Annotated in this window: 17 protein-coding genes; 7 read left to right on the forward strand and 10 right to left on the reverse strand. The window is 69.9% G+C overall.

Annotation, left to right across the window (positions count from 1 at the left end; genetic code table 11):
* Nucleotides 1-37: 37 nt before the first annotated feature.
* The gene (locus ACQEV2_RS18855; RefSeq protein ID WP_433042470.1) at nucleotides 38-775 is read left to right on the forward strand and encodes a dienelactone hydrolase family protein; all 738 of its coding nucleotides are present in this window, start codon (nucleotides 38-40) and stop codon (nucleotides 773-775) included.
* Nucleotides 776-838: 63 nt separating this feature from the next.
* On the opposite strand, the gene ACQEV2_RS18860 is transcribed toward ACQEV2_RS18855, so the two are convergent.
* Together ACQEV2_RS18860 and ACQEV2_RS18865 are read right to left on the reverse strand one after the other, a co-directional pair.
* Nucleotides 839-1,129 (reverse strand): nuclear transport factor 2 family protein, encoded by a 291-nt coding sequence (locus ACQEV2_RS18860; RefSeq protein WP_433054574.1) that lies wholly within the window; start codon nucleotides 1,127-1,129, stop codon nucleotides 839-841.
* Complete coding sequence (locus tag ACQEV2_RS18865) at nucleotides 1,030-1,506, reverse strand: nuclear transport factor 2 family protein (protein ID WP_433042473.1); 477 nt, start codon at nucleotides 1,504-1,506, stop codon at nucleotides 1,030-1,032. The genes ACQEV2_RS18860 and ACQEV2_RS18865 overlap by 100 nt, the downstream gene beginning before the upstream one ends.
* 240 nt (nucleotides 1,507-1,746) lie before the next feature.
* Here ACQEV2_RS18865 and ACQEV2_RS18870 point away from each other — a divergent pair, with 240 nt between their 5' ends.
* On the forward strand, nucleotides 1,747-2,739 hold the full coding sequence (locus tag ACQEV2_RS18870; protein ID WP_433042476.1) for an aldo/keto reductase: 993 nt from the start codon (nucleotides 1,747-1,749) through the stop codon (nucleotides 2,737-2,739).
* 127 nt (nucleotides 2,740-2,866) lie between these two features.
* On the opposite strand, the gene thpR is transcribed toward ACQEV2_RS18870, so the two are convergent.
* The gene (gene thpR / locus ACQEV2_RS18875; protein WP_433042479.1) at nucleotides 2,867-3,439 is read right to left on the reverse strand and encodes an RNA 2',3'-cyclic phosphodiesterase; all 573 of its coding nucleotides are present in this window, start codon (nucleotides 3,437-3,439) and stop codon (nucleotides 2,867-2,869) included.
* A 101-nt stretch (nucleotides 3,440-3,540) separates the two neighbouring features.
* Between thpR and ACQEV2_RS18880 the strand changes: the two genes are divergently transcribed.
* On the forward strand, nucleotides 3,541-4,071 hold the full coding sequence (locus ACQEV2_RS18880; RefSeq protein ID WP_433042482.1) for a GNAT family N-acetyltransferase: 531 nt from the start codon (nucleotides 3,541-3,543) through the stop codon (nucleotides 4,069-4,071).
* Between the two features lie 151 nt (nucleotides 4,072-4,222).
* On the opposite strand, the gene ACQEV2_RS18885 is transcribed toward ACQEV2_RS18880, so the two are convergent.
* A complete protein-coding gene (locus ACQEV2_RS18885; RefSeq protein ID WP_433042485.1) occupies nucleotides 4,223-5,578 on the reverse strand; it encodes an MFS transporter in 1,356 nt (451 codons plus the stop codon).
* 26 nt (nucleotides 5,579-5,604) lie between these two features.
* Nucleotides 5,605-6,042 carry a MarR family winged helix-turn-helix transcriptional regulator gene (locus ACQEV2_RS18890; RefSeq protein ID WP_433042488.1) on the reverse strand — a complete coding sequence of 146 codons (438 nt, stop codon included), beginning with the start codon at nucleotides 6,040-6,042 and terminating at the stop codon, nucleotides 5,605-5,607.
* Between the two features lie 154 nt (nucleotides 6,043-6,196).
* Here ACQEV2_RS18890 and ACQEV2_RS18895 point away from each other — a divergent pair, with 154 nt between their 5' ends.
* On the forward strand, nucleotides 6,197-6,379 hold the full coding sequence (locus ACQEV2_RS18895) for a ribbon-helix-helix protein, CopG family (protein ID WP_031478835.1): 183 nt from the start codon (nucleotides 6,197-6,199) through the stop codon (nucleotides 6,377-6,379).
* Between the two features lie 20 nt (nucleotides 6,380-6,399).
* Here the strand turns inward: ACQEV2_RS18895 and ACQEV2_RS18900 are convergent, their stop codons facing one another.
* Nucleotides 6,400-7,851: an NCS2 family permease gene (locus ACQEV2_RS18900; protein WP_433042493.1), complete on the reverse strand. Its 1,452-nt coding sequence runs from the start codon at nucleotides 7,849-7,851 to the stop codon at nucleotides 6,400-6,402.
* Between the two features lie 118 nt (nucleotides 7,852-7,969).
* Here ACQEV2_RS18900 and ACQEV2_RS18905 point away from each other — a divergent pair, with 118 nt between their 5' ends.
* Both ACQEV2_RS18905 and ACQEV2_RS18910 read left to right on the forward strand, forming a co-directional pair.
* The gene (locus tag ACQEV2_RS18905) at nucleotides 7,970-8,257 is read left to right on the forward strand and encodes a DUF2530 domain-containing protein (RefSeq protein WP_433042496.1); all 288 of its coding nucleotides are present in this window, start codon (nucleotides 7,970-7,972) and stop codon (nucleotides 8,255-8,257) included.
* Between the two features lie 103 nt (nucleotides 8,258-8,360).
* Nucleotides 8,361-10,757 carry a cation-translocating P-type ATPase gene (locus ACQEV2_RS18910; RefSeq protein ID WP_433042499.1) on the forward strand — a complete coding sequence of 799 codons (2,397 nt, stop codon included), beginning with the start codon at nucleotides 8,361-8,363 and terminating at the stop codon, nucleotides 10,755-10,757.
* 51 nt (nucleotides 10,758-10,808) lie between these two features.
* Here the strand turns inward: ACQEV2_RS18910 and ACQEV2_RS18915 are convergent, their stop codons facing one another.
* The 3 genes from ACQEV2_RS18915 to ACQEV2_RS18925 form a co-directional block, all read right to left on the reverse strand.
* Complete coding sequence (locus ACQEV2_RS18915; RefSeq protein WP_433042502.1) at nucleotides 10,809-11,729, reverse strand: hypothetical protein; 921 nt, start codon at nucleotides 11,727-11,729, stop codon at nucleotides 10,809-10,811.
* A 262-nt stretch (nucleotides 11,730-11,991) separates the two neighbouring features.
* Nucleotides 11,992-12,921: a hypothetical protein gene (locus ACQEV2_RS18920; protein WP_433042505.1), complete on the reverse strand. Its 930-nt coding sequence runs from the start codon at nucleotides 12,919-12,921 to the stop codon at nucleotides 11,992-11,994.
* Between the two features lie 115 nt (nucleotides 12,922-13,036).
* Nucleotides 13,037-13,816, reverse strand: coding sequence for a calcium-binding protein (locus ACQEV2_RS18925; RefSeq protein ID WP_433042508.1), 780 nt, complete (start codon nucleotides 13,814-13,816; stop codon nucleotides 13,037-13,039).
* A 202-nt stretch (nucleotides 13,817-14,018) separates the two neighbouring features.
* On the opposite strand from ACQEV2_RS18925, the gene ACQEV2_RS18930 reads away from it, so the two are divergent.
* Nucleotides 14,019-14,255, forward strand: coding sequence for a DUF7683 domain-containing protein (locus ACQEV2_RS18930; RefSeq protein ID WP_433042511.1), 237 nt, complete (start codon nucleotides 14,019-14,021; stop codon nucleotides 14,253-14,255).
* A gap of 52 nt (nucleotides 14,256-14,307) precedes the next feature.
* Here ACQEV2_RS18930 and ACQEV2_RS18935 read toward each other — a convergent pair whose 3' ends face one another.
* On the reverse strand, nucleotides 14,308-17,430 hold the full coding sequence (locus ACQEV2_RS18935; RefSeq protein WP_433042514.1) for a sacsin N-terminal ATP-binding-like domain-containing protein: 3,123 nt from the start codon (nucleotides 17,428-17,430) through the stop codon (nucleotides 14,308-14,310).
* Between the last annotated feature and the right edge of the window lie 145 nt (nucleotides 17,431-17,575).

Here is a 17,575-nt window from a genome sequence, read left to right on the forward strand (position 1 = left end):
GTGCCCGCGTAAGGCACCCCGAAAGGCTCGAAACGCTATGCGCTTCACCTCTGCGACGTCGTCCGACGGCGTCTTCGAACAGCTCTTCACCCTCGGTGAGATCCCCGGCGTGCTGTGGACGCCGGAAGGCGCCACCGGTACACGTCCGCTGATCCTCATGGGCCACGGCGGCGGTCAGCACAAGAAGGCCCCCGGCATCGCGGTCCGCGCGCGCCGCTTCGTGGCCGAGTGCGGTTTCGCGGTGGTGGCGGTCGATGTGCCCGGCCACGGTGACCGGCCGAAGGACGAGGAGTACGACCGGATCGCGACCGAGAACCAGGCTCGCGTGGAGGCCGGGGAGGACCTGGCTCCGCTCATCGCCGGCTTCCAGGCGCTCGTTGCCCACCAGACCGTCCCCGAATGGCGGGCGGTACTCGACGCGGTCCAGCAGCTCGACAACGTCGGCACCGGCCCCGTCGGCTACTGGGGCGTGTCCCTGGGCTGCGGACTCGGCGTTCCGTTCGTCGCCGCCGAACCCCGGGTGCGCGCGGCGGTACTGGGCCTGGGCGGGGCGTCGGTATCGGCGTCGGCCGAGGTCGCCTCGCGGATCACCTGCCCGGTGGAGTTCCTGCTGCAGTGGGACGACGAGCGGGTGCCGCGGGCCCAGGGCCTGGCCCTGTTCGACGCCTTCGCCTCAGCCGAGAAGACCCTGCACGCCAACCCCGGCAAGCACGCGGAGATCCCGGCATTCGAGCTGGACAGCACGCTGCGGTTCTTCGCCCGGCACCTCGCCTGAGCCCCGGCGCCGGCCTCCGGCGCGCCCCGCCCCACCCCGCCCGTCGTCCGCGAACCCCCAGCTCTAGAACATGGTGTTGTCGTTCGCGGACGACGCCGGTACGTCCTGGATCACGTCCCAGTGCTCCACGATCTTCCCGTTCCGCACCCGGAACAGATCCACGATGTCCTGCCCCCGCTCCCCCGGCGCGTTCACATAGTGGCTGTGCACCGCCACCAGGTCACCCTCGGCGATCACCCGCTTCGGCGTGACCGTCAGCTGCGGGAACGCCTCGAAGTACCCGCCAGCCCGGCCTTCACGCCCTCCACTCCGTCCGCGATGGTCGGGTTGTGCTGGTGGTACTCGGGGCCCCAGTACCGATCGACGGCGGACAGATCCTTCCGCACGAGCAGTTGGTCGAAGCCCTTGGTCACCAGCTGCTTGTTGTACGCCGTGAGCCAGGCCGCCCCCGGCCGCTCCGTCCGCGGCCAACTCTCCGTCGAGAACATGTCGTTGCCGTTGACCGCCGTGCCGCGCGTGCCCGGCGTCAGCACCACATTCGAGTGCACCAGCACCAGGTCGCCCTCGGAGATGACCCGCTTGATGCCGTACTCGGCGTCCGGGAACTGCTGGTGGATCGCGACACCCAGGTTCTTCAGCGTCTCCGCCCCGTCCGGCGCGAGCGGGTTGTGCTGGATGTAGTCGGCGCGGACGTAGCGGTCGACGACCTCGGTGTCGCCCCGCTCGAACACGCCCTTGAGGACGCGGACGGCGACGGACTTCTGGTAGCCGAGGCGGGCAGAGTCACCAGACCCGAGGAAGCCAGGACAGCGACAAGGGCCTTACGCACGGGGGTCGTGGGGGCATGGGGCTCTCCCTCCAGGATCGATATTGAAAGTTCAAGATCACACTGCCGCAGGAAAGCACTAACCCGCAGTCAGCGTCAAGGTCCCTTGCCTAGAGCGCACTCCACGCGGTTAGCGTGCAGACCCATGGAGTACACGCAGCTCGGACGCACGGGACTCAAGGTCAGCCGACTCGTCCTCGGCACCATGAACTTCGGTCCGCAGACCGACGAAGCCGACAGTCACGCGATCATGGACGCGGCGCTGGACGCGGGCATCAACTTCTTCGACACCGCCAACGTGTACGGCTGGGGCGAGAACAAGGGCCGTACCGAAACGATCATCGGCAACTGGTTCGCGAAGGGCACCGCCAACCGCGACAAGGTCGTCCTCGCCACCAAGGTGTACGGCAACATGGGCCCGGACGGCGCGGCGTGGCCCAACCACGACAAGCTGTCGGCCGTGAACATCCGGCGTGCCGTGGACGCGTCGCTCAAGCGGCTGCAGACCGACTACATCGACGTCTACCAGTTCCACCACATCGACCGCGCCACTCCCTTCGAGGAGATCTGGCAGGCCATCGACGTCCTCGTCCAGCAGGGCAAGATCCTGTACGTCGGCTCCTCCAACTTCCCCGGGTACAAGATCGCCCAGGCCAACGAGATCGCCGCCCGGCGCGGCGGCACCATCGGCCTCGTCAGCGAGCAGTGCCTCTACAACCTCTTCGAGCGCCGCGCCGAGATGGAGGTCATCCCGGCCGCGCAGGACTACGGGCTCGGGGTCATTCCCTGGTCGCCGCTGCACGGCGGGCTGCTCGGCGGCGTCATCAAGAAGGAGGTCGAGGGCGGACGGCGCAGCTCGGGGCGGGCCGCCGAGGTCCTCGCCGACCCGGCCGTACGCGCGAAGATCCAGGCGTACGAGGACCTGCTCGACAAGCACGGCCTGGAGCCCGGCGAGGTCGCCCTCGCCTGGCTGCTCACCCGCCCCGGCGTGACCGGCCCGATCGTCGGCCCGCGCACCGCCGGGCAGCTGGAGTCCGCGCTGCGGGCGGCCGAGCTGGAGCTGAGCGAGGAGCTGCTGGCTGGGCTGGACGAGATCTTCCCGGGCCCGGGGCCGTCGCCGGAGGCGTTCGCCTGGTAGGGAAGCGGGAGCGGCGGTGGCGCTCGGTCACCTGCCGAGCGCCGCAGCCACCGCCACCACCACGAACATCAACACAAGCGCACCGGCCATGATCCGGTTCCGGGTTTTCGGGTCCACGTGAACGAGCCTAACCGGCCCCTCCGAGCGGCCAGCGGGCGACCGCCTCGTACCGGGGCTGCTCGCCCGCCACCCCGGACTTCGGCAGGTTGCTGGACACGAGCACCAGCTCGTCCACGGTCCAGATGCGGCTGGTGAACGCCTCCAGGGCTTCGACATACGGCCGTACGTCCACCGCCGACCGGCTCCTCGCCACGGTCAGGTGGGCCTTGTAGCGGCGATGCTCCCCCATCGGCACCCCCGCCTTCCGCGCCGCCGACTCGCTCCGGTCCGCCAGCAGGCGCAGGGTCGCCAGGTCTCCCTCCGCGCCCGTCCACAGGGCCCGCCCGTGCCCGAACTGGCCGCCGCCGCGGAGCGCCAGCCGGAAGGGTTCGGTGCGATGAGCGGCCCGCTCCAGCCGTGCCGACAGCTCGGGGACGAGATCGTCGTCGACCTCGCCGTAGAAGGCGAGGGTGAAGTGCCAGCCGGGGCGGCCGGTCCAGCGCAGCCCTTCCGCACCGGGCAGTTTCCTCAACGCCGCGACTTCGGCGGCGAGTTCGTAGGTCACTTCCTCGGGGGGCAGTACGGCGGCGAAGAGTCTCATGGACGCCACCTTTCCAGGGAACGGATCACCCGGCGAACTCTCTTCGTCCGGGACGGGACCCGGCGTCAACAGAGCGGCCCCGTACCGGAGATCATGAGGCCATGGACAACGGGAGCACGATCAGCATCAGAGAAGGCGGACCCGACGACATCCCCGTGATACTCGCCATGCTCGACAGCTGCGTGGCGTGGCTGGTCGGCCAGGGGCGCACAGGGCAGTGGGGGACGAAGCCCCTGTCGGAGAACCCGAAGGTGGCGGAATCGGTCGCCCGGGACATGGAGGCGGGCAGCGCGTTCATCGCCGAGGTCGACGGCGTGCCGGCCGGCACCCTCACCCTCACCGACGCCCCCGGCACCTACCTGTCCCACCTCCCGCCGCCCGGTGAGCCCGAGCGGTACATCCACTGGCTCGCCTCCGACCGCCGCTTCAAGGGCCACGGCGTGGGCAGCACCCTGCTGGCGCACGCCGCCGAGGTGACCCGGCAGGCGGGCATCTCCCTGCTGCGCGTCGACTGCTACGCGGGCGACGACGGCAAGCTGGTCGCCTACTACGAGAGCAACGGCTTCGTCCGCACCGAGACCTACACGGGGAAGGCCGACTGGCCCGGGCAGGTGCTGGCCAGGAGGGTCTGAGCAGTCGGTGCAGAGTCAGCACCGTTCTGCAGCGCCCTTCAGGGGCGCGGGGAACTGCGCGCCCAGCCACAACGACGCCGCAGACGCCCGACGACACACCGCGGCACTCCCCATCGCGGCATTTCCCATCCCGGCCCTCCCAGCGGAGCGCCTACGCCGCCGTGGCCAGCCGCTCCCGCTCGCGCGGCACGAACCGCACCTGCGGATGGCCGTGGTTCCAGCCGACCGACAGCCGCAGGCCGCCGAGGCGGGCGAGGACCAGAGCGATCGTCACGGCGGCAGCGGCCGTGATCGCACCGCCCACCGCCAGGCCCGCCCGGACGCCGTACGCGTCCGTGATCCAGCCGGCGATCGGCGCGCCCAGCGGTGCGCCGCCCATGAAGACCATCATGTACAGCGCCATCACCCGGCCCCGCATGACGGGGTCGGTGGCCATCTGGATGCTGCTGTTGGCGGTGACGTTCACCGTCATGCCGAACATGCCGATGGGCGCCATGAGCAGGGCGAACAGCCACAGCGAGGGGGCGAGCGCGGCCACGATCTCCATCGCGCCGAAGGCCACCGCCCCCGCGACCAGCACCCGCATCCGGGCCGTACCGCGCCGGGCCGCGAGCAGCGCGCCCGCGAGGGAGCCGACCGCCATCAGCGTGTTGAAGAGGCTGTAGGAACCCGCGCCCGCGTGGAAGACGTCGTCGGCGAAGGCGGACAGATAGACGGGGAAGTTGAAGCCGAAGGTGCTGACGAACCCGGCGAGGACGACGGTCCAGATCAGCTCCGGGCGCCCGGCCACGTACCGCAGGCCCTCGCGCAGCTGCCCCTTCCCCCGCGGGGCGCGCTCGACGGCGTACAGCTCACGCGCCCGCATCAGCAGCAGACCGGTGATGGGCGCGACGAAGGACAGCCCGTTGGCGAGGAACGCCCAGCCCGTGCCGACACCGGTGATCATCAGGCCGGCCACGGCGGGGCCGATCAGGCGGGCCGACTGGAAGTTCGCGGAGTTCAGGCTGACCGCGTTCTGCAGCTGATCCGGGCCGACCATCTCGGAGACGAACGACTGACGGGCCGGGTTGTCGACGACGGTCGCCAGACCGACGGCGAAGGCGGCGAGGTACACGTGCCAGACCTGGACGTGTCCGGTGAGGGTGAGGACGGCGAGCGCGATGCCGGTGGCGGCCATCGACGACTGCGTGACGAGCAGCGTACGGCGCTTGGGCAGACGGTCGACGAGGACGCCGCCGTAGAGGCCGAAGAGCAGCATCGGCAGGAACTGCAGGGCCGTCGTGATGCCGACGGCCGTGGCGGAGCCGGTGAGGCTGAGGACCAGCCAGTCCTGGGCGATGCGCTGCATCCAAGTGCCGGTGTTGGAGACGACCTGGCCGAGGAAGAACAGGCGGTAGTTCCTGACCTTCAGCGAGCTGAACATCGAGGACTTGCCGGGCTTGAGGGTGGATGTGGGTTCGTTGGCGTCTGGTGCGGGTGCGGAAGCTGCTCCGGGTCCCGTACTCAAAAGGGTTCGCCTCCTTGTGACTGTGCTTACAGGTGTGCGAGCTTCTCCAGCACGGGGGCGGCGGCGCGGAGTTTCGCCCACTCGTCCTCGTCCAGGCCCTCGACCAGGGTGGCCAGGAAGGCGTTGCGCTTGCGGCGGCTCTCCTCGAGCATCGCCTCGGCCTGCTCCGTCTTCGTGACGACCTTCTGGCGCCGGTCCTCCGGGTGCGGCTCCAGGCGGACCAGTCCCTTGGACTCCAGCAGGGCGACGATGCGCGTCATCGACGGCGGCTGGACGTGCTCCTTGCGGGCGAGCTCACCGGGGGTGGCCTTGCCGCAGAGGGAGAGGGTGCCCAGCACCGACATCTCGGTGGGGCTCAGCGACTCGTCGACCCGCTGGTGCTTGAGCCGACGCGACAGTCGCATCACGGCGGAGCGCAGAGAGTTCACGGCGGCAGCGTCGTCGCCATGGGTAAGGTCCGGCATGTTCTTTAGCGTAACTCATTACCCTCGCTAAAGACCATCGGGGCGCGCACAGATGCCCGTGACGCCGGCCACTGAATCGTCACATCACTCATATGGGTGATCCGGCAGCGGAACGTGACACACCGCAGCGAAGAGTGCCGCGACCCTCGTATCCATGGGGACCAGCGTGCTCAGCCTGCGGATAGACCATGAGCTGCTCGAACGACTCCGAGAGCATGCGGCGAAAAGAGGAATGAGCGTCCAGGACTACGTCGTCCGGACGCTCATCCGCGATGACTTCGACGAGCGCTTCCAAGCCGCCGTCGAGGAGACCGAGAAGTTCTACGGGCTCACGTGAGACGGCTTGCGTGACACGGCTTACGTAAGACCCAGCGCCGGCATCAAGTAGTAGAAGCCGAACACCGCCGCCACGACGTACATCGCGACCGGCACCTCCCGGCCCCGCCCGGCGGCCAGGCGCAGCACCGCGAAGGCGATGAAGCCCATGCCGATGCCGTTGGTGATCGAGTAGGTGAACGGCATCATCACCATCGTCACGAAGGCCGGGATCGCGATGGTGTAGTCGGCCCAGTCGATCTCCTTGACCGAGTTGGCCAGGATCAGGAACCCGACCGCGAGCAGCGCCGGGGTGGCCGCCTGGGACGGGACCATGGTGGCGATGGGCGTCAGGAACAGCGCCACCCCGAAGAGGGCGCCGGTGACGACGTTCGCGAACCCGGTACGGGCGCCCTCGCCGACGCCGGCCGTGGACTCCACGAAGGCGGTCGTGGCCGAGGAGGAGCTGGCGCCGCCCGTGGCGACGGCGAGGCCGTCGACGAACAGGACCTTGTTGATGCCGGGCATCTGGCCCTGGGCGTCGGTCAGCTTGGCCTCGTCGCTGACGCCCATGATCGTGCCCATGGCGTCGAAGAAGCAGGACAGCAGGACCGTGAAGACGAAGAGCGTGCCGGTCAGCGCGCCGACCTTCTCGAAGCCGCCGAAGAGGCTGACCTGACCGAGGAGTCCGAAGTCGGGGCTGGCGACCGGGTTGCCGGGCCACTTCGGGGTCGTAAGCCCCCAGGACGGCACCTTCGCGACCGCCTCGATGACGAGGGCGAGCACGGTCATCGCGACGATGGAGATCAGGATCGCGCCGGAGACCTTGCGCACGATCAGCGCGAGGGTGAGCAGCGCGCCGAGGATGAAGACCAGGACCGGCCAGCCGTTGAGGTGACCGTCGCCGCCGAGCTGGAGCGGCACGGTGGTCTGGGCGACGTCCGGGATGCGGGAGACGAAGCCGGAGTCGACGAGGCCGATCAGCATGATGAACAGGCCGATGCCGATGGAGATGGCCTTGCGCAGGCTGTAGGGCACGGCGTTCATGACGCGCTCGCGCAGGCCGGTGGCGACCAGCAGCATGACCACGAAGCCGGCGAGCACCACCATGCCCATGGCGTCCGGCCAGGACATCCGGGGCGCCAGTTGGAGGGCGACCACCGAGTTCACGCCCAGACCGGCGGCGAGTGCGATCGGAACGTTGCCGATGACGCCCATCAGGAGCGTGGTGAACGCCGCCGTGGCGGCCGTCGCGGTGACCAGCTGGCCGTTGTCCAGCTGGTGGCCGTACACGTCCTTCGCGCTGCCGAGGATGATCGGGTTCAGCACGATGATGTAGGCCATCGCGAAGAAGGTGGCGAAACCGCCGCGGATTTCGCGCGGCAGGGTGCTGCCGCGTTCGGAGATCTTGAAGAAGCGGTCGAGTGCGCCGTAGGCGGGCCCGGCTCCCGGCTGTTCAGGGGTGGGGGCCTTGGCAGGAGCCGAGGTGGACATGCTTTTGGTTGTTCCTACGAAGAGAAGCAGTCGGACACAAACCGTTTCAGTATGAACATATAAGGCCGGGATCGGCCATCTCCGCGCGTAGACCCGAGCGCCTCGTAAGCTGTCCTCCATGGCGAAGTGGACCCCCAAGCACGAGGCGCCGGAGCCCCTGGAAGGGCCCGTCGTCGCGACCATCACCGGCGGCACGATCATCTGGTTCGTCCTCTTCGTCGTTCAGCTGCCCTTCTACGGCTGGTTCGACGACCACGGGCACACGTGGTGGGTGTGGACCTGCCTGGCCGGCGCGGGGCTGGGGCTCATCGGCATCTGGTACGTCCGTAGGCGCGACGCCGCGATCAAGCGCGCGGCCGCCCCCGTGGAAACCCGGGAAACCACCGGCGAACCCCAGTCGTCCTGAGGCCGGCCCCCTACAACCAGGGCACGACCCGCCGTCCTCCCCAAGTCGGAACTTCCGCGCACTCGGCGGGTGAAGCCGTAAATCCGCACGTACCGTCGAATGCATGACGCATACCGACGCGGGCGCCGACGTGGACAACCCTGTGCACCCCGCCCCCGCCCCGGTGGCGACGGGCGGGCTCACCGCGGCCGAGGTGGCCGAGCGGGTCGCGCGCGGGCAGGTCAACGACGTTCCGGTGCGCAGCAGCCGGTCGATGACCGACATCGTCCGCGCCAACGTGTTCACCCGGTTCAACGCGATCATCGGCGTGCTCTGGCTGATCATGCTGTTCGTCGCGCCCATCCAGGACAGCCTGTTCGGCTTCGTGATCCTCGCCAACACCGGCATCGGGATCATCCAGGAGTGGCGGGCGAAGAAGACCCTCGACTCGCTCGCCGTGATCGGTGAGGCACGGCCCACGGTCCGGCGGGACGGGGTCGCCGCCGAGGTCAGTACGTCCGAGATCGTGCTGGACGACCTGATAGAGATCGGGCCAGGGGACAAGGCCGTCGTGGACGGGGTGTGCGTCGAGGCCGACGGTCTGGAGATCGACGAGTCGCTGCTCACCGGGGAGGCCGATCCGGTCGTCAAACGGCCGGGAGACCAGGTGCTGTCCGGGAGTTTCGTCGTCGCCGGTGGCGGCGCCTTCCAGGCCACCAAGGTCGGCCGGGAGGCCTACGCCGCCCAGCTCGCCGAGGAGGCCTCCCGGTTCACCCTCGTCCACTCCGAGTTGCGCTCCGGCATCTCCACCATCCTCAAGTACGTCACCTGGATGATGATCCCGGCCGCGCTCGGCCTGATCGTCACCCAGCTCTTCGTGAAGAACAGGGACCTCGACGACTCGCTCGCCCGGACCGTCGGCGGCATCGTGCCCATGGTCCCCGAGGGCCTCGTCCTCCTCACCTCCGTCGCCTTCGCCATCGGCGTCATCCGCCTCGGCCGCAAGCAGTGCCTGGTCCAGGAACTCCCCGCCATCGAGGGCCTGGCGCGCGTCGACACCGTCTGCCTCGACAAGACCGGCACCCTCACCGAGGGCGGCATGGACGTCACCGAGCTGCGGGCCCTGGGTGGCAGCGACGAGGAGTACGTCCGCAAGGTGCTCGGCGCCCTCGGCGAGTCCGACCCCCGCCCGAACGCCTCCCTCCAGGCCATCATCGACGCCTACCCGGACGCCGAGGACTGGCGCTGCACCGAGTCCCTGCCCTTCTCCTCCGCCCGCAAGTACAGCGGCGCCACCTTCAGCGAGGGCAACGGCGAGGCCAGCACGTGGCTGCTGGGCGCCCCCGACGTACTGCTCCCCGCCGACGACCCGGCCCTGGCCGAAACCGATCGGTTGAACGAACAGGGCCTACGGGTCCTGCTGCTCGCCCGCGCCGACCGCGACCTCGACGATCCCGAGGTCGCGGAGGGCGCCAAGCCCGCCGCCCTCGTCGTACTGGAACAGCGGCTGCGCCCGGATGCCGCCGACACCCTGCGCTACTTCGCCGAGCAGAACGTCCGGGCCAAGGTGATCTCCGGGGACAACGCGGTGTCCGTCGGCGCGGTCGCCGGCAAACTGGGTCTGGCCGGTACGACGGTCGACGCCCGCACGCTCCCCCGCGAGCGGGACGGGATGGCGACGGCCATCGACGAGGCCACGGTGTTCGGGCGGGTCACCCCGCAGCAGAAGCGGGACATGGTGGGCGCGCTGCAGTCCCACGGGCACACCGTCGCGATGACCGGCGACGGCGTGAACGACGTCCTCGCCCTGAAGGACGCCGACATCGGCGTGGCGATGGGCTCGGGGTCGGAGGCCACGCGGGCCGTCGCGCAGATCGTGCTGCTGAACAACAGCTTCGCGACGCTGCCGTCGGTGGTGGCGGAGGGGCGGCGGGTGATCGGCAACATCACCCGGGTCGCGACCCTGTTCCTCGTCAAGACGGTCTACTCGGTGCTGCTGGCGCTGATGGTGGTGTGCTGGCAGGTGGAGTACCCGTTCCTGCCCCGCCACCTGACCCTGCTCTCCACCCTCACGATCGGCGTCCCGGCCTTCTTCCTGGCCCTCGCGCCCAACAAGGAACGCGCGAAACCCCATTTCGTACGGCGGGTCATGCGGTACGCGATCCCGGGCGGACTGGTGGCGGCGGTGGCGACCTTCGCGACGTATCTGATCGCCCGTCACTTCTACACGGGCGCGGACACGTTGCCCGCGGAGACGAGCGTCGCGACGCTGACGCTGTTCCTGATCTCCATGTGGGTCCTGGCCATCATCGCCCGGCCGTACACGTGGTGGCGTCTCGCGCTGGTGGCCGCGATGGGCCTCGGATTCCTGCTGGTGCTGGTGGTGCCCTGGCTGCAGGAGTTCTTCGCGCTGCGGCTCGTGGGGATGACGATGCCGTGGATCGCCGTCGGCATCTCGGCGGTGGCGGCGATCGCCCTGGAGCTCACGTGGAGATGGGTCGACCGCCGCTTCCCGGCGTAGCCGCTGCGCTCGGCTTCAGCCGAGTGTCCCGCCGTGGGTCGCTGCGTTGTCCTACTGGACGTCGATGAAGTCGCCCGTGGCGTTGACCGCCGGGGTCGTCGTCGTGCCGGCGAAGGTGTAGCGGAAGTAGCCGTCCACGGAGGCGGTGACCGTGGTCTTCAGGTCGCCCGTCGAGTTGGTCTTGAGGGACTTCACCGTGGTGTAGGTGTTGCTGCCCTTCTTGCGGAACTGCAGGTTGACCGGCTGGTTGACGTAGCCGTTGTACGTGCCGCGGTCCCAGTTGGCGCGGGACAGCTTGCCGGTGACGGTGATGGGCTTGCCCTTCTTCACCGGCTCCGGGGAGGCGTTGACCGTCAGCTTGGAGTTGCGCTGGACCAGCGTGGTGCCGAGGCCGCTCTGGCTCTTGTAACCGACCTTGGTGATGTCGAAGGTCTCGCCGTCCGGGTCCTGGCCGTTGAAGGCGGTGGCCTCCGCCGCGGCCCGCCACGTCCCGGCGTCCGAGTTCAGCAGCTCGTGGTTGCCCGGGTAGACGTCGATGGTGCCCTTGCAGTCGGCGGTCGTCGCCGAGGTCGCGGTGCACTTGGCCGGCTTGTTGCCGTAGAGCATGTTGTCCGGCGTGGTGGCGGAGCCCCGGTAGATGATGGGGTCGGTGATGAAGTCGGCGGCGGCGATGTTGACCTCGGCGCCGTGGGTCAGCGTGTACGTCACGGTGGTGGCGACGTGCTCGGTCGTACCGACCTTGACCGCCTTGGCGATCTTGAAGTTGGAGAAGGAGACGTTCAGGGCGTACGGCTCACCCTCCGCGGCCGCGGCCCGGCCGGACTCGGCCTGCGCGGCCTGGCGGACCTTCGCGACAGCCGCACGGTAGGAGGCCGCGGAGTCGTCGGCCTGCGCGGCCGGCACGGCGAAGGCGGAGAGGGCCAGGGCGCCGGAGAGAGCGGAGACGGCGGCCACGGTGGCTCTGTTGCGCATGCGTTCCCCTGATACGGAAAGGGGCCCCGCTGGTCGTCGTTCCCTGCACTGGCGGTCACGTCGGGGCCCGAGTGATCGTGGGGCCTGTTGGCCCATGTGATCAGATAGGCCGCGGGGGGTTGCGGGTTGTGTCCGCGCCGCGGATTTTTCGTGAGCTGCGTCACGAACTCCCGGCGGCAAACCGGAAGTTCGTGACGATGCCCCGCTTTTCCTGCTGCGCGTGGACTTCTCCTGCGCGTGGACGACTCCTGCGCGTGGACTTCTACTGCACGTCGACGAAGTCACCCGTGGCGCTGACCGCCGGAGTGGTCGAGGTGCCCTCGAACCGGTAGCGGAAGTAGCCGTCCACGGACGCGGTGACCGTCGTGCTCAGGTTGCCCGTCGAGTTGCTCTTGATCGTCTTCACCGTGGTGTAGGTGCTGGTCCCCTTCTTGCGGAACTGCAGCTTCACCGACTGGTTGGTGTAGCCCGCGTACTTGTGGGTCTCCCAGTTGGCGCGGCTCAGCTTGCCGGTGACCGTGATGGTCTTGCCCTTCCTCACCGGCTCCGGGGAGGCGTTGACCGTCAGCTTGGAGTAGCGCTGCAGCCGGGTGGTGGCCAGGTCGGACTGCTCGGCGTACCCGACGTTGTCCCAGTTGACGTCGTCGTCCATGGCCTCGCCGTTGAAGTCGATCGCGTAGCCACCGGCCTTCCAGGTGGTGGCGTCGGCATTGGTCAACTCGAAGTCGGGATAGACGTCGATGGTGCCCTTGCAGTTGGCGGTGGTGGCCGACGTAGAGGTGCAGGTCGGCCAGTCCTCGCCGTACAGGAGGTTGATCGGGTCGGTGTAGGTGCCGCGGTAGATCTCGACGTCCAGCAGGAAGTCGGGGGCGTTGAGGTCGATGTCCGCGGCGTGCGTGACGGTGTAGGTGACCGGGACGGACACCGGGTTGGCGATGCCGGCGACGATCGGCTTGCCGTTGTTGACCTTCACGTTGGAGAAGGAGAGGTCCAGGGCGTACGGCGTGCCCGTGTCCTGCGTGGCGTAGGTGCTGCGGGCGGACTCGCCGGAGGCCTGCCGCGCCGCCTGCACGGCCTTCAGCACGTCGTCCTTGCCGTACGAGGTGCCCTCGGCGGCCTGGGCGGCCGGGACGGCGAGGGCGGAGAGGGCCAGGGCGCCGGAGACGGCGGCCACGGTGGCTCGAATGCGCATGCGCTTCCCCATGAGAGGAGGGGTCCCGGACAGTCTTCACAGGACCGGATGATGGCGGAATCGGGAACCGCCCGGCGCCGGAGGAAACCGGCACCGGGCGGCGGAGGGACGTGGGTTACCGAACGTCGATGAAGTCACCCGTGGCGCTGACCGCCGGGGTGGTCGAAGTGCCCTCGAAGCGGTAGCGGAAGTAGCCGTCCGCGGAGGCGGTGACCGTCGTCTTCAGGTCGCCGTACGAGTTCGTCTTGATGGTCTTCAGGGTGGTGTACGTGCTGGTGCCGTTCTTGCGGAACTGCAGCTTCACCGGCTGGGTGGAGTAGCCGTTGTACGTACCGCGGTCCCAGTTGGCGCGGGTCAGCTTGCCCGTGACGGTGATGGTCTTGCCCTTGGCGACCGGCTCCGGGGAGGCGTTGACCGTCAGCTTCGACAGGCGCTGCACCAGGAAGCTCTTGGCGTTGTCCTTCTGAACGTAGTCGGCGTCGTTGCCCGCGGCGATCGCCCAGACCTTCCAGGTGCCGGCCGCGGCGTTGATCAGGTTGTAGCCGGGGTCGAGGTCGAAGGTCGACTTGCAGGTCGACGTGGTGGCGTCGACCACGGTGCAGGTGGCGCGGCCGTCGCTGCTGTTGGCGATGGCGCCCGTGTCGGAGCTGTCGATGTCGGCGCCGTGGTAGAGGATCGCCTGCGCCCAGTCGACGCCCGAATTGTCCTTCACGGTGAAGGAGACGGTGATGGTCTTCGTCGTGGTCGCGCCGACGACCGCCGCCTTGCCACCGTTCACCACGACGTTCGAGATCGTGGTGTCGCCCTCGATCTCGTCGGCCTGCGCGGCCGGGACGGCGAGGGCGGAGAGGGCCAGGGCGCCGGTGACGACGCCGAGGGTGGCACGCATGCGCATGTGTTGTTCCCCACGTGGAGAAGGGGTCCCGGCGCCGGAGGTACCAAGCGGCCGAGGGCGCCTTGCGGGACCCAAGTGATCAGGGAGCCTGTTGGCTCGCCTGATCAGATTCGCGGCGGAAGTGAAAGGTTGTACGACTTCTGAAAAATTTGTGCGGGAAATTTCAAGATCGGTCCAGGACAGATTCTGAGAAGGTGGCGCGATGACCGTGTACTTCCTTGTCGTCCGCTATCTCAAGGCCGAGGACCACCCCGATTCCGTCACCGACGTCACCGCGGTCGGCGCGGAAGCCTTCGGAGAACTCCTGGGGATGCCGGCGGACCATCTTGCCGACGTGTATCCGCTGAAGGAGGAGCACGCCGAGCGCGTCCGGCAGCTGACGGGTATCACGCTCGACCTGGAAAAGTACGACTACTTCCTGGAAACCGAGGCGGACTGACGAGGACAGCGGAGGCGGCCCGGCAGGACCGCCCTCACTGTCCTCCGGGTCGTCAGTCGAACCACCGGTCCCGCGCCAGCTCCTCCGTCCGCGAAGGATCCTCCAGCAGCGCCGCCACCTCGAACCGCCGCGGCCACTGCCCCGCCGCCCACGCGAGCCCCGCCGCGACGCCCTCCAGGGTCGCGGCATGCAGGACGCCGTCGTTCGTCAGGCGCCAGTCGATCTCCACGCCGTCCACGACGAGCTCCTCGTGCTCGACGTAGGAATGAGGCGTCCGCGCCCCGAGCAGGACCCGCACCGAATCGGGTACGTCGTGCTCGGTGCCCTCCGAGTCCACCGAACCCGTCACGGACTCGCTGAGCCGCCGCACCTGGAACAGCTCGGCCAGCTCGGCGGCCCGAGACGGACGGACCGGCAGCAGCGGCACCCCGCCGGTGAACGGCAGCAGGTCCGGCGAGTCGACGACCACCGTGTCCGCCGCGTCCACGACCTCGACCCGCCCGTCGATGACGGCCCGCAGCTCGTCCGGCAGGGTCACCTGCTCGGGGTCGAGCTCGGCCAGGGCGCTGTACAGGGCGTGCAGTTGGGCGGAGGTGACGGGACGGTCCGGGTCGGCGAGCCGGTCGAGCAGTTCGGCGGCGCCGCCCGGCTCGTCGAGCAGCGCGGCGACGGAGGTGCGCACGCCCAGCGCCCGCAGCACCTGCTCGTCGTCGAATCCGGTCGCGTCGGCCTCGTCGTACAGGCCACGCAGGAGCGGGTCGCCGCCGGAGGCGAGCAGACCGGCCGGGCGGCGGCCGTCCAGCACCGGGTGCCCCCGCAGCCACCAGGCCGTGTACGGCCGTACGACTTCATGCGTGCCGTCGGGCAGCAGGATCCGCACCTGCTGGGTGAGCGCGTCGCGCAGGGGCGGCTGGGCGAGCAGGGCGAGGGCCTGCGGCCACTTGTCGTCGTCCACCAGGTCCAGGTCGCGTACGGCGATCAGCTCGGTGGCGACCGGCGGTACGGGGGTGTCCGGGAAGCGGTCGAGGATGTCCTCGCACCACACGTCCACGGCATCCAGCAGACCGGCGTCGTCGGGTTCGGCGAAGTCCCCTTCGCGCGGCTCCAGTTCATCCGGGTCGAGGACGACGTCCGTGGCCCGGACGAGGGCGAAGTTGGCGAGGACGCCACAGGCGGCGAGCGGCTGCTCTCCCCACTTCTCCGCCAGCTCCGCGTCTACGGTCGCGAGTTCGTCCTCCCGCATGACCTGGGCGAAGGGACTGCCGGGGAAGACGAGTTCACCGGCGGGCGCCGGCTCCCCCTCCTCGTCGGGGAGCGCGAGGGCGCCGAGCCAGGGCTCGTCACCGGGCTCCAGGCCCGCGTCCCGCACCAGCGCGAGCACGGTGTCGGCCAGTTCCTCGGCGTCGGGAGTGTCCTCCTCCCAGCTCATGCCGCCGTCCTCGTCGAGGGAGGCGGCGACGGCGGCCCGCACCTGAGGCGTGGTGAGGACGGCGCGGGGCGTGGCCGGCAGGGCGCCGAGCTTCTCCAGGAGGGGGTGGGCGGCGTCCGGGTGGGCGACCTTGAGGCCGAGGCGGGCGAGGATCTCGGGGTCGACGGGGGCGCCGTCGGGGGTGGGGAGGAGGACCTGCCGGGGGCCGATCGTCGTCCGCCCGTCGGCGAGCGGCACGGGCAGGCCGGACAGCCGGTCCGGGTCGACTCCGGCGAGGCTGTCGTAGAGCCGCCGCCACCAGCCGGGGTCCTTCTCCAGCCCGGCCAGCCGGTCGATCGCGTCGGTGAGCGGGACGCGGGCGACCCCCAGCGTCCGCAGCTCCACGCGCCGTTCCAGCCCGGCGGGGAGCAGCGTGGGCAGCACCTCGGCCAGCACCCGCACGGTCTCCGCACCGGCGCCCTCGACGACCTCGGCGTCCCGCGGCCGCAGCGACTCGGGCAACTCGGGGTCGTGCTCGCGCGGCTCGACGGCGGGCGGCAGGAAGGAGGTCCGGGGCAGACGCTCCAGGATGGCCTGGCGCAGGGCCCCGTCCAGCTCGCCCTTGCCGAGCGGGCCGGGCACGAGCCCGATGATGTCCTCGCCCACCGGGCGCCAGTCGGCGAGCAGTTCGGCGTACGCGTCCGCCGCCCGCTGCACGAGGAAGTCGGTGAGCGGGCCCGGGGCGGCGTGGCGGCGGGTGGTGTCGAGGGGGAAGGAGGCGATGAGGAGGGCGGGGACGCCGAGGGCTTCGTCGCTGGGGGTGGGCGCGTGGAGCACCGGAGCCGTGCGGGGCCGGGCGGGCGTGCTGTCGGCGGCCTTGACGGGAACGGCCCAGGTCAGCGACCAGTGCGGCCGCAGCCGCTCCTCCACCGGCCGGTCGGCGAGGAGGTCGGGCGTGAGGGGGCCGTGGGCGGCGGCCGTACGCCAGTGGGTGACGCCGTTGTGCGAGTCCTCCACGACGGTGAACGGCCCGTCGACACTGCGGCGCAGCGTGCGCGGCTCGTCGCCGCCGACCTCGACCACGACCTCCTCAAGCCCCGGGAGGGCGAGGAGCAAAGCATCGTCGACGGCGTGCAGCAGGCGCTCGGCGAGGTCGGCGGCCGCGGTGTCGCGCAGGGGAAGGATGACGGCGGTGTCGTACGGATCCGGGGCGGTGCCCTCGGCGGCGAACGGCAACCGGAGCAGCGGGACGTGCCCGTCGCGGCGCCGGATCTCGTCCCCCAGCCCGGGGCTGTGGCGGGCGGTCCCGGTCGCCAGCTCGCGGGCCTCGGCGAGGGACCACCGCACCCCACCGTGCCGCCCGACGACGGCAGGCTCGTCCGTCACGGCCAGAACGGCGGCGAACCCGACACCGAAGCGCCCCACGGAAGCGGAGTCCCGCTTGGCGGAGGCGCGCAGGGTGGACAGCGACTCGACACCGGCGGCGTCCAGCGGGGCGCCGGTGTTGGCGGCGACGAGAACCCCGTCGCGCAGGGTGAGCCGAAGCCGGCCGGTCACGTTCGCCCTGGCGGCGGCGTCGGCGGCGTTCTGAGCGAGCTCGACCACGAGCCGGTCCCGGTACCCCCCGAGGACGAGATCCTCCTCGGCGTTGGCGTCCTCCCGGAAACGGGCGGGGCTGGTGGCCCAGGCGTCCAGCACTCCGCGACGCAGACGGGCCGTACCGAAGGGGTCGGCGCCTTCGGCTGCGGGCCGCACGAACTTGCTCACGTTGACTCTCCTCATCGGCTGACGATGAAGGTACCGCCTGGGGAGCGGGGCACAGAGCACGGATGTGCGTTCACCGACCGGAGACGGCTCGCGTCACTCCTCAGGAGTTCCTAAGCTGATCCGGTTGATCATGTAGGCATCTCAT

Origin of the sequence: Streptomyces sp. CA-251387 (assembly GCF_050936625.1) — a bacterium.
Classification (GTDB): Bacteria; Actinomycetota; Actinomycetes; order Streptomycetales; family Streptomycetaceae; genus Streptomyces.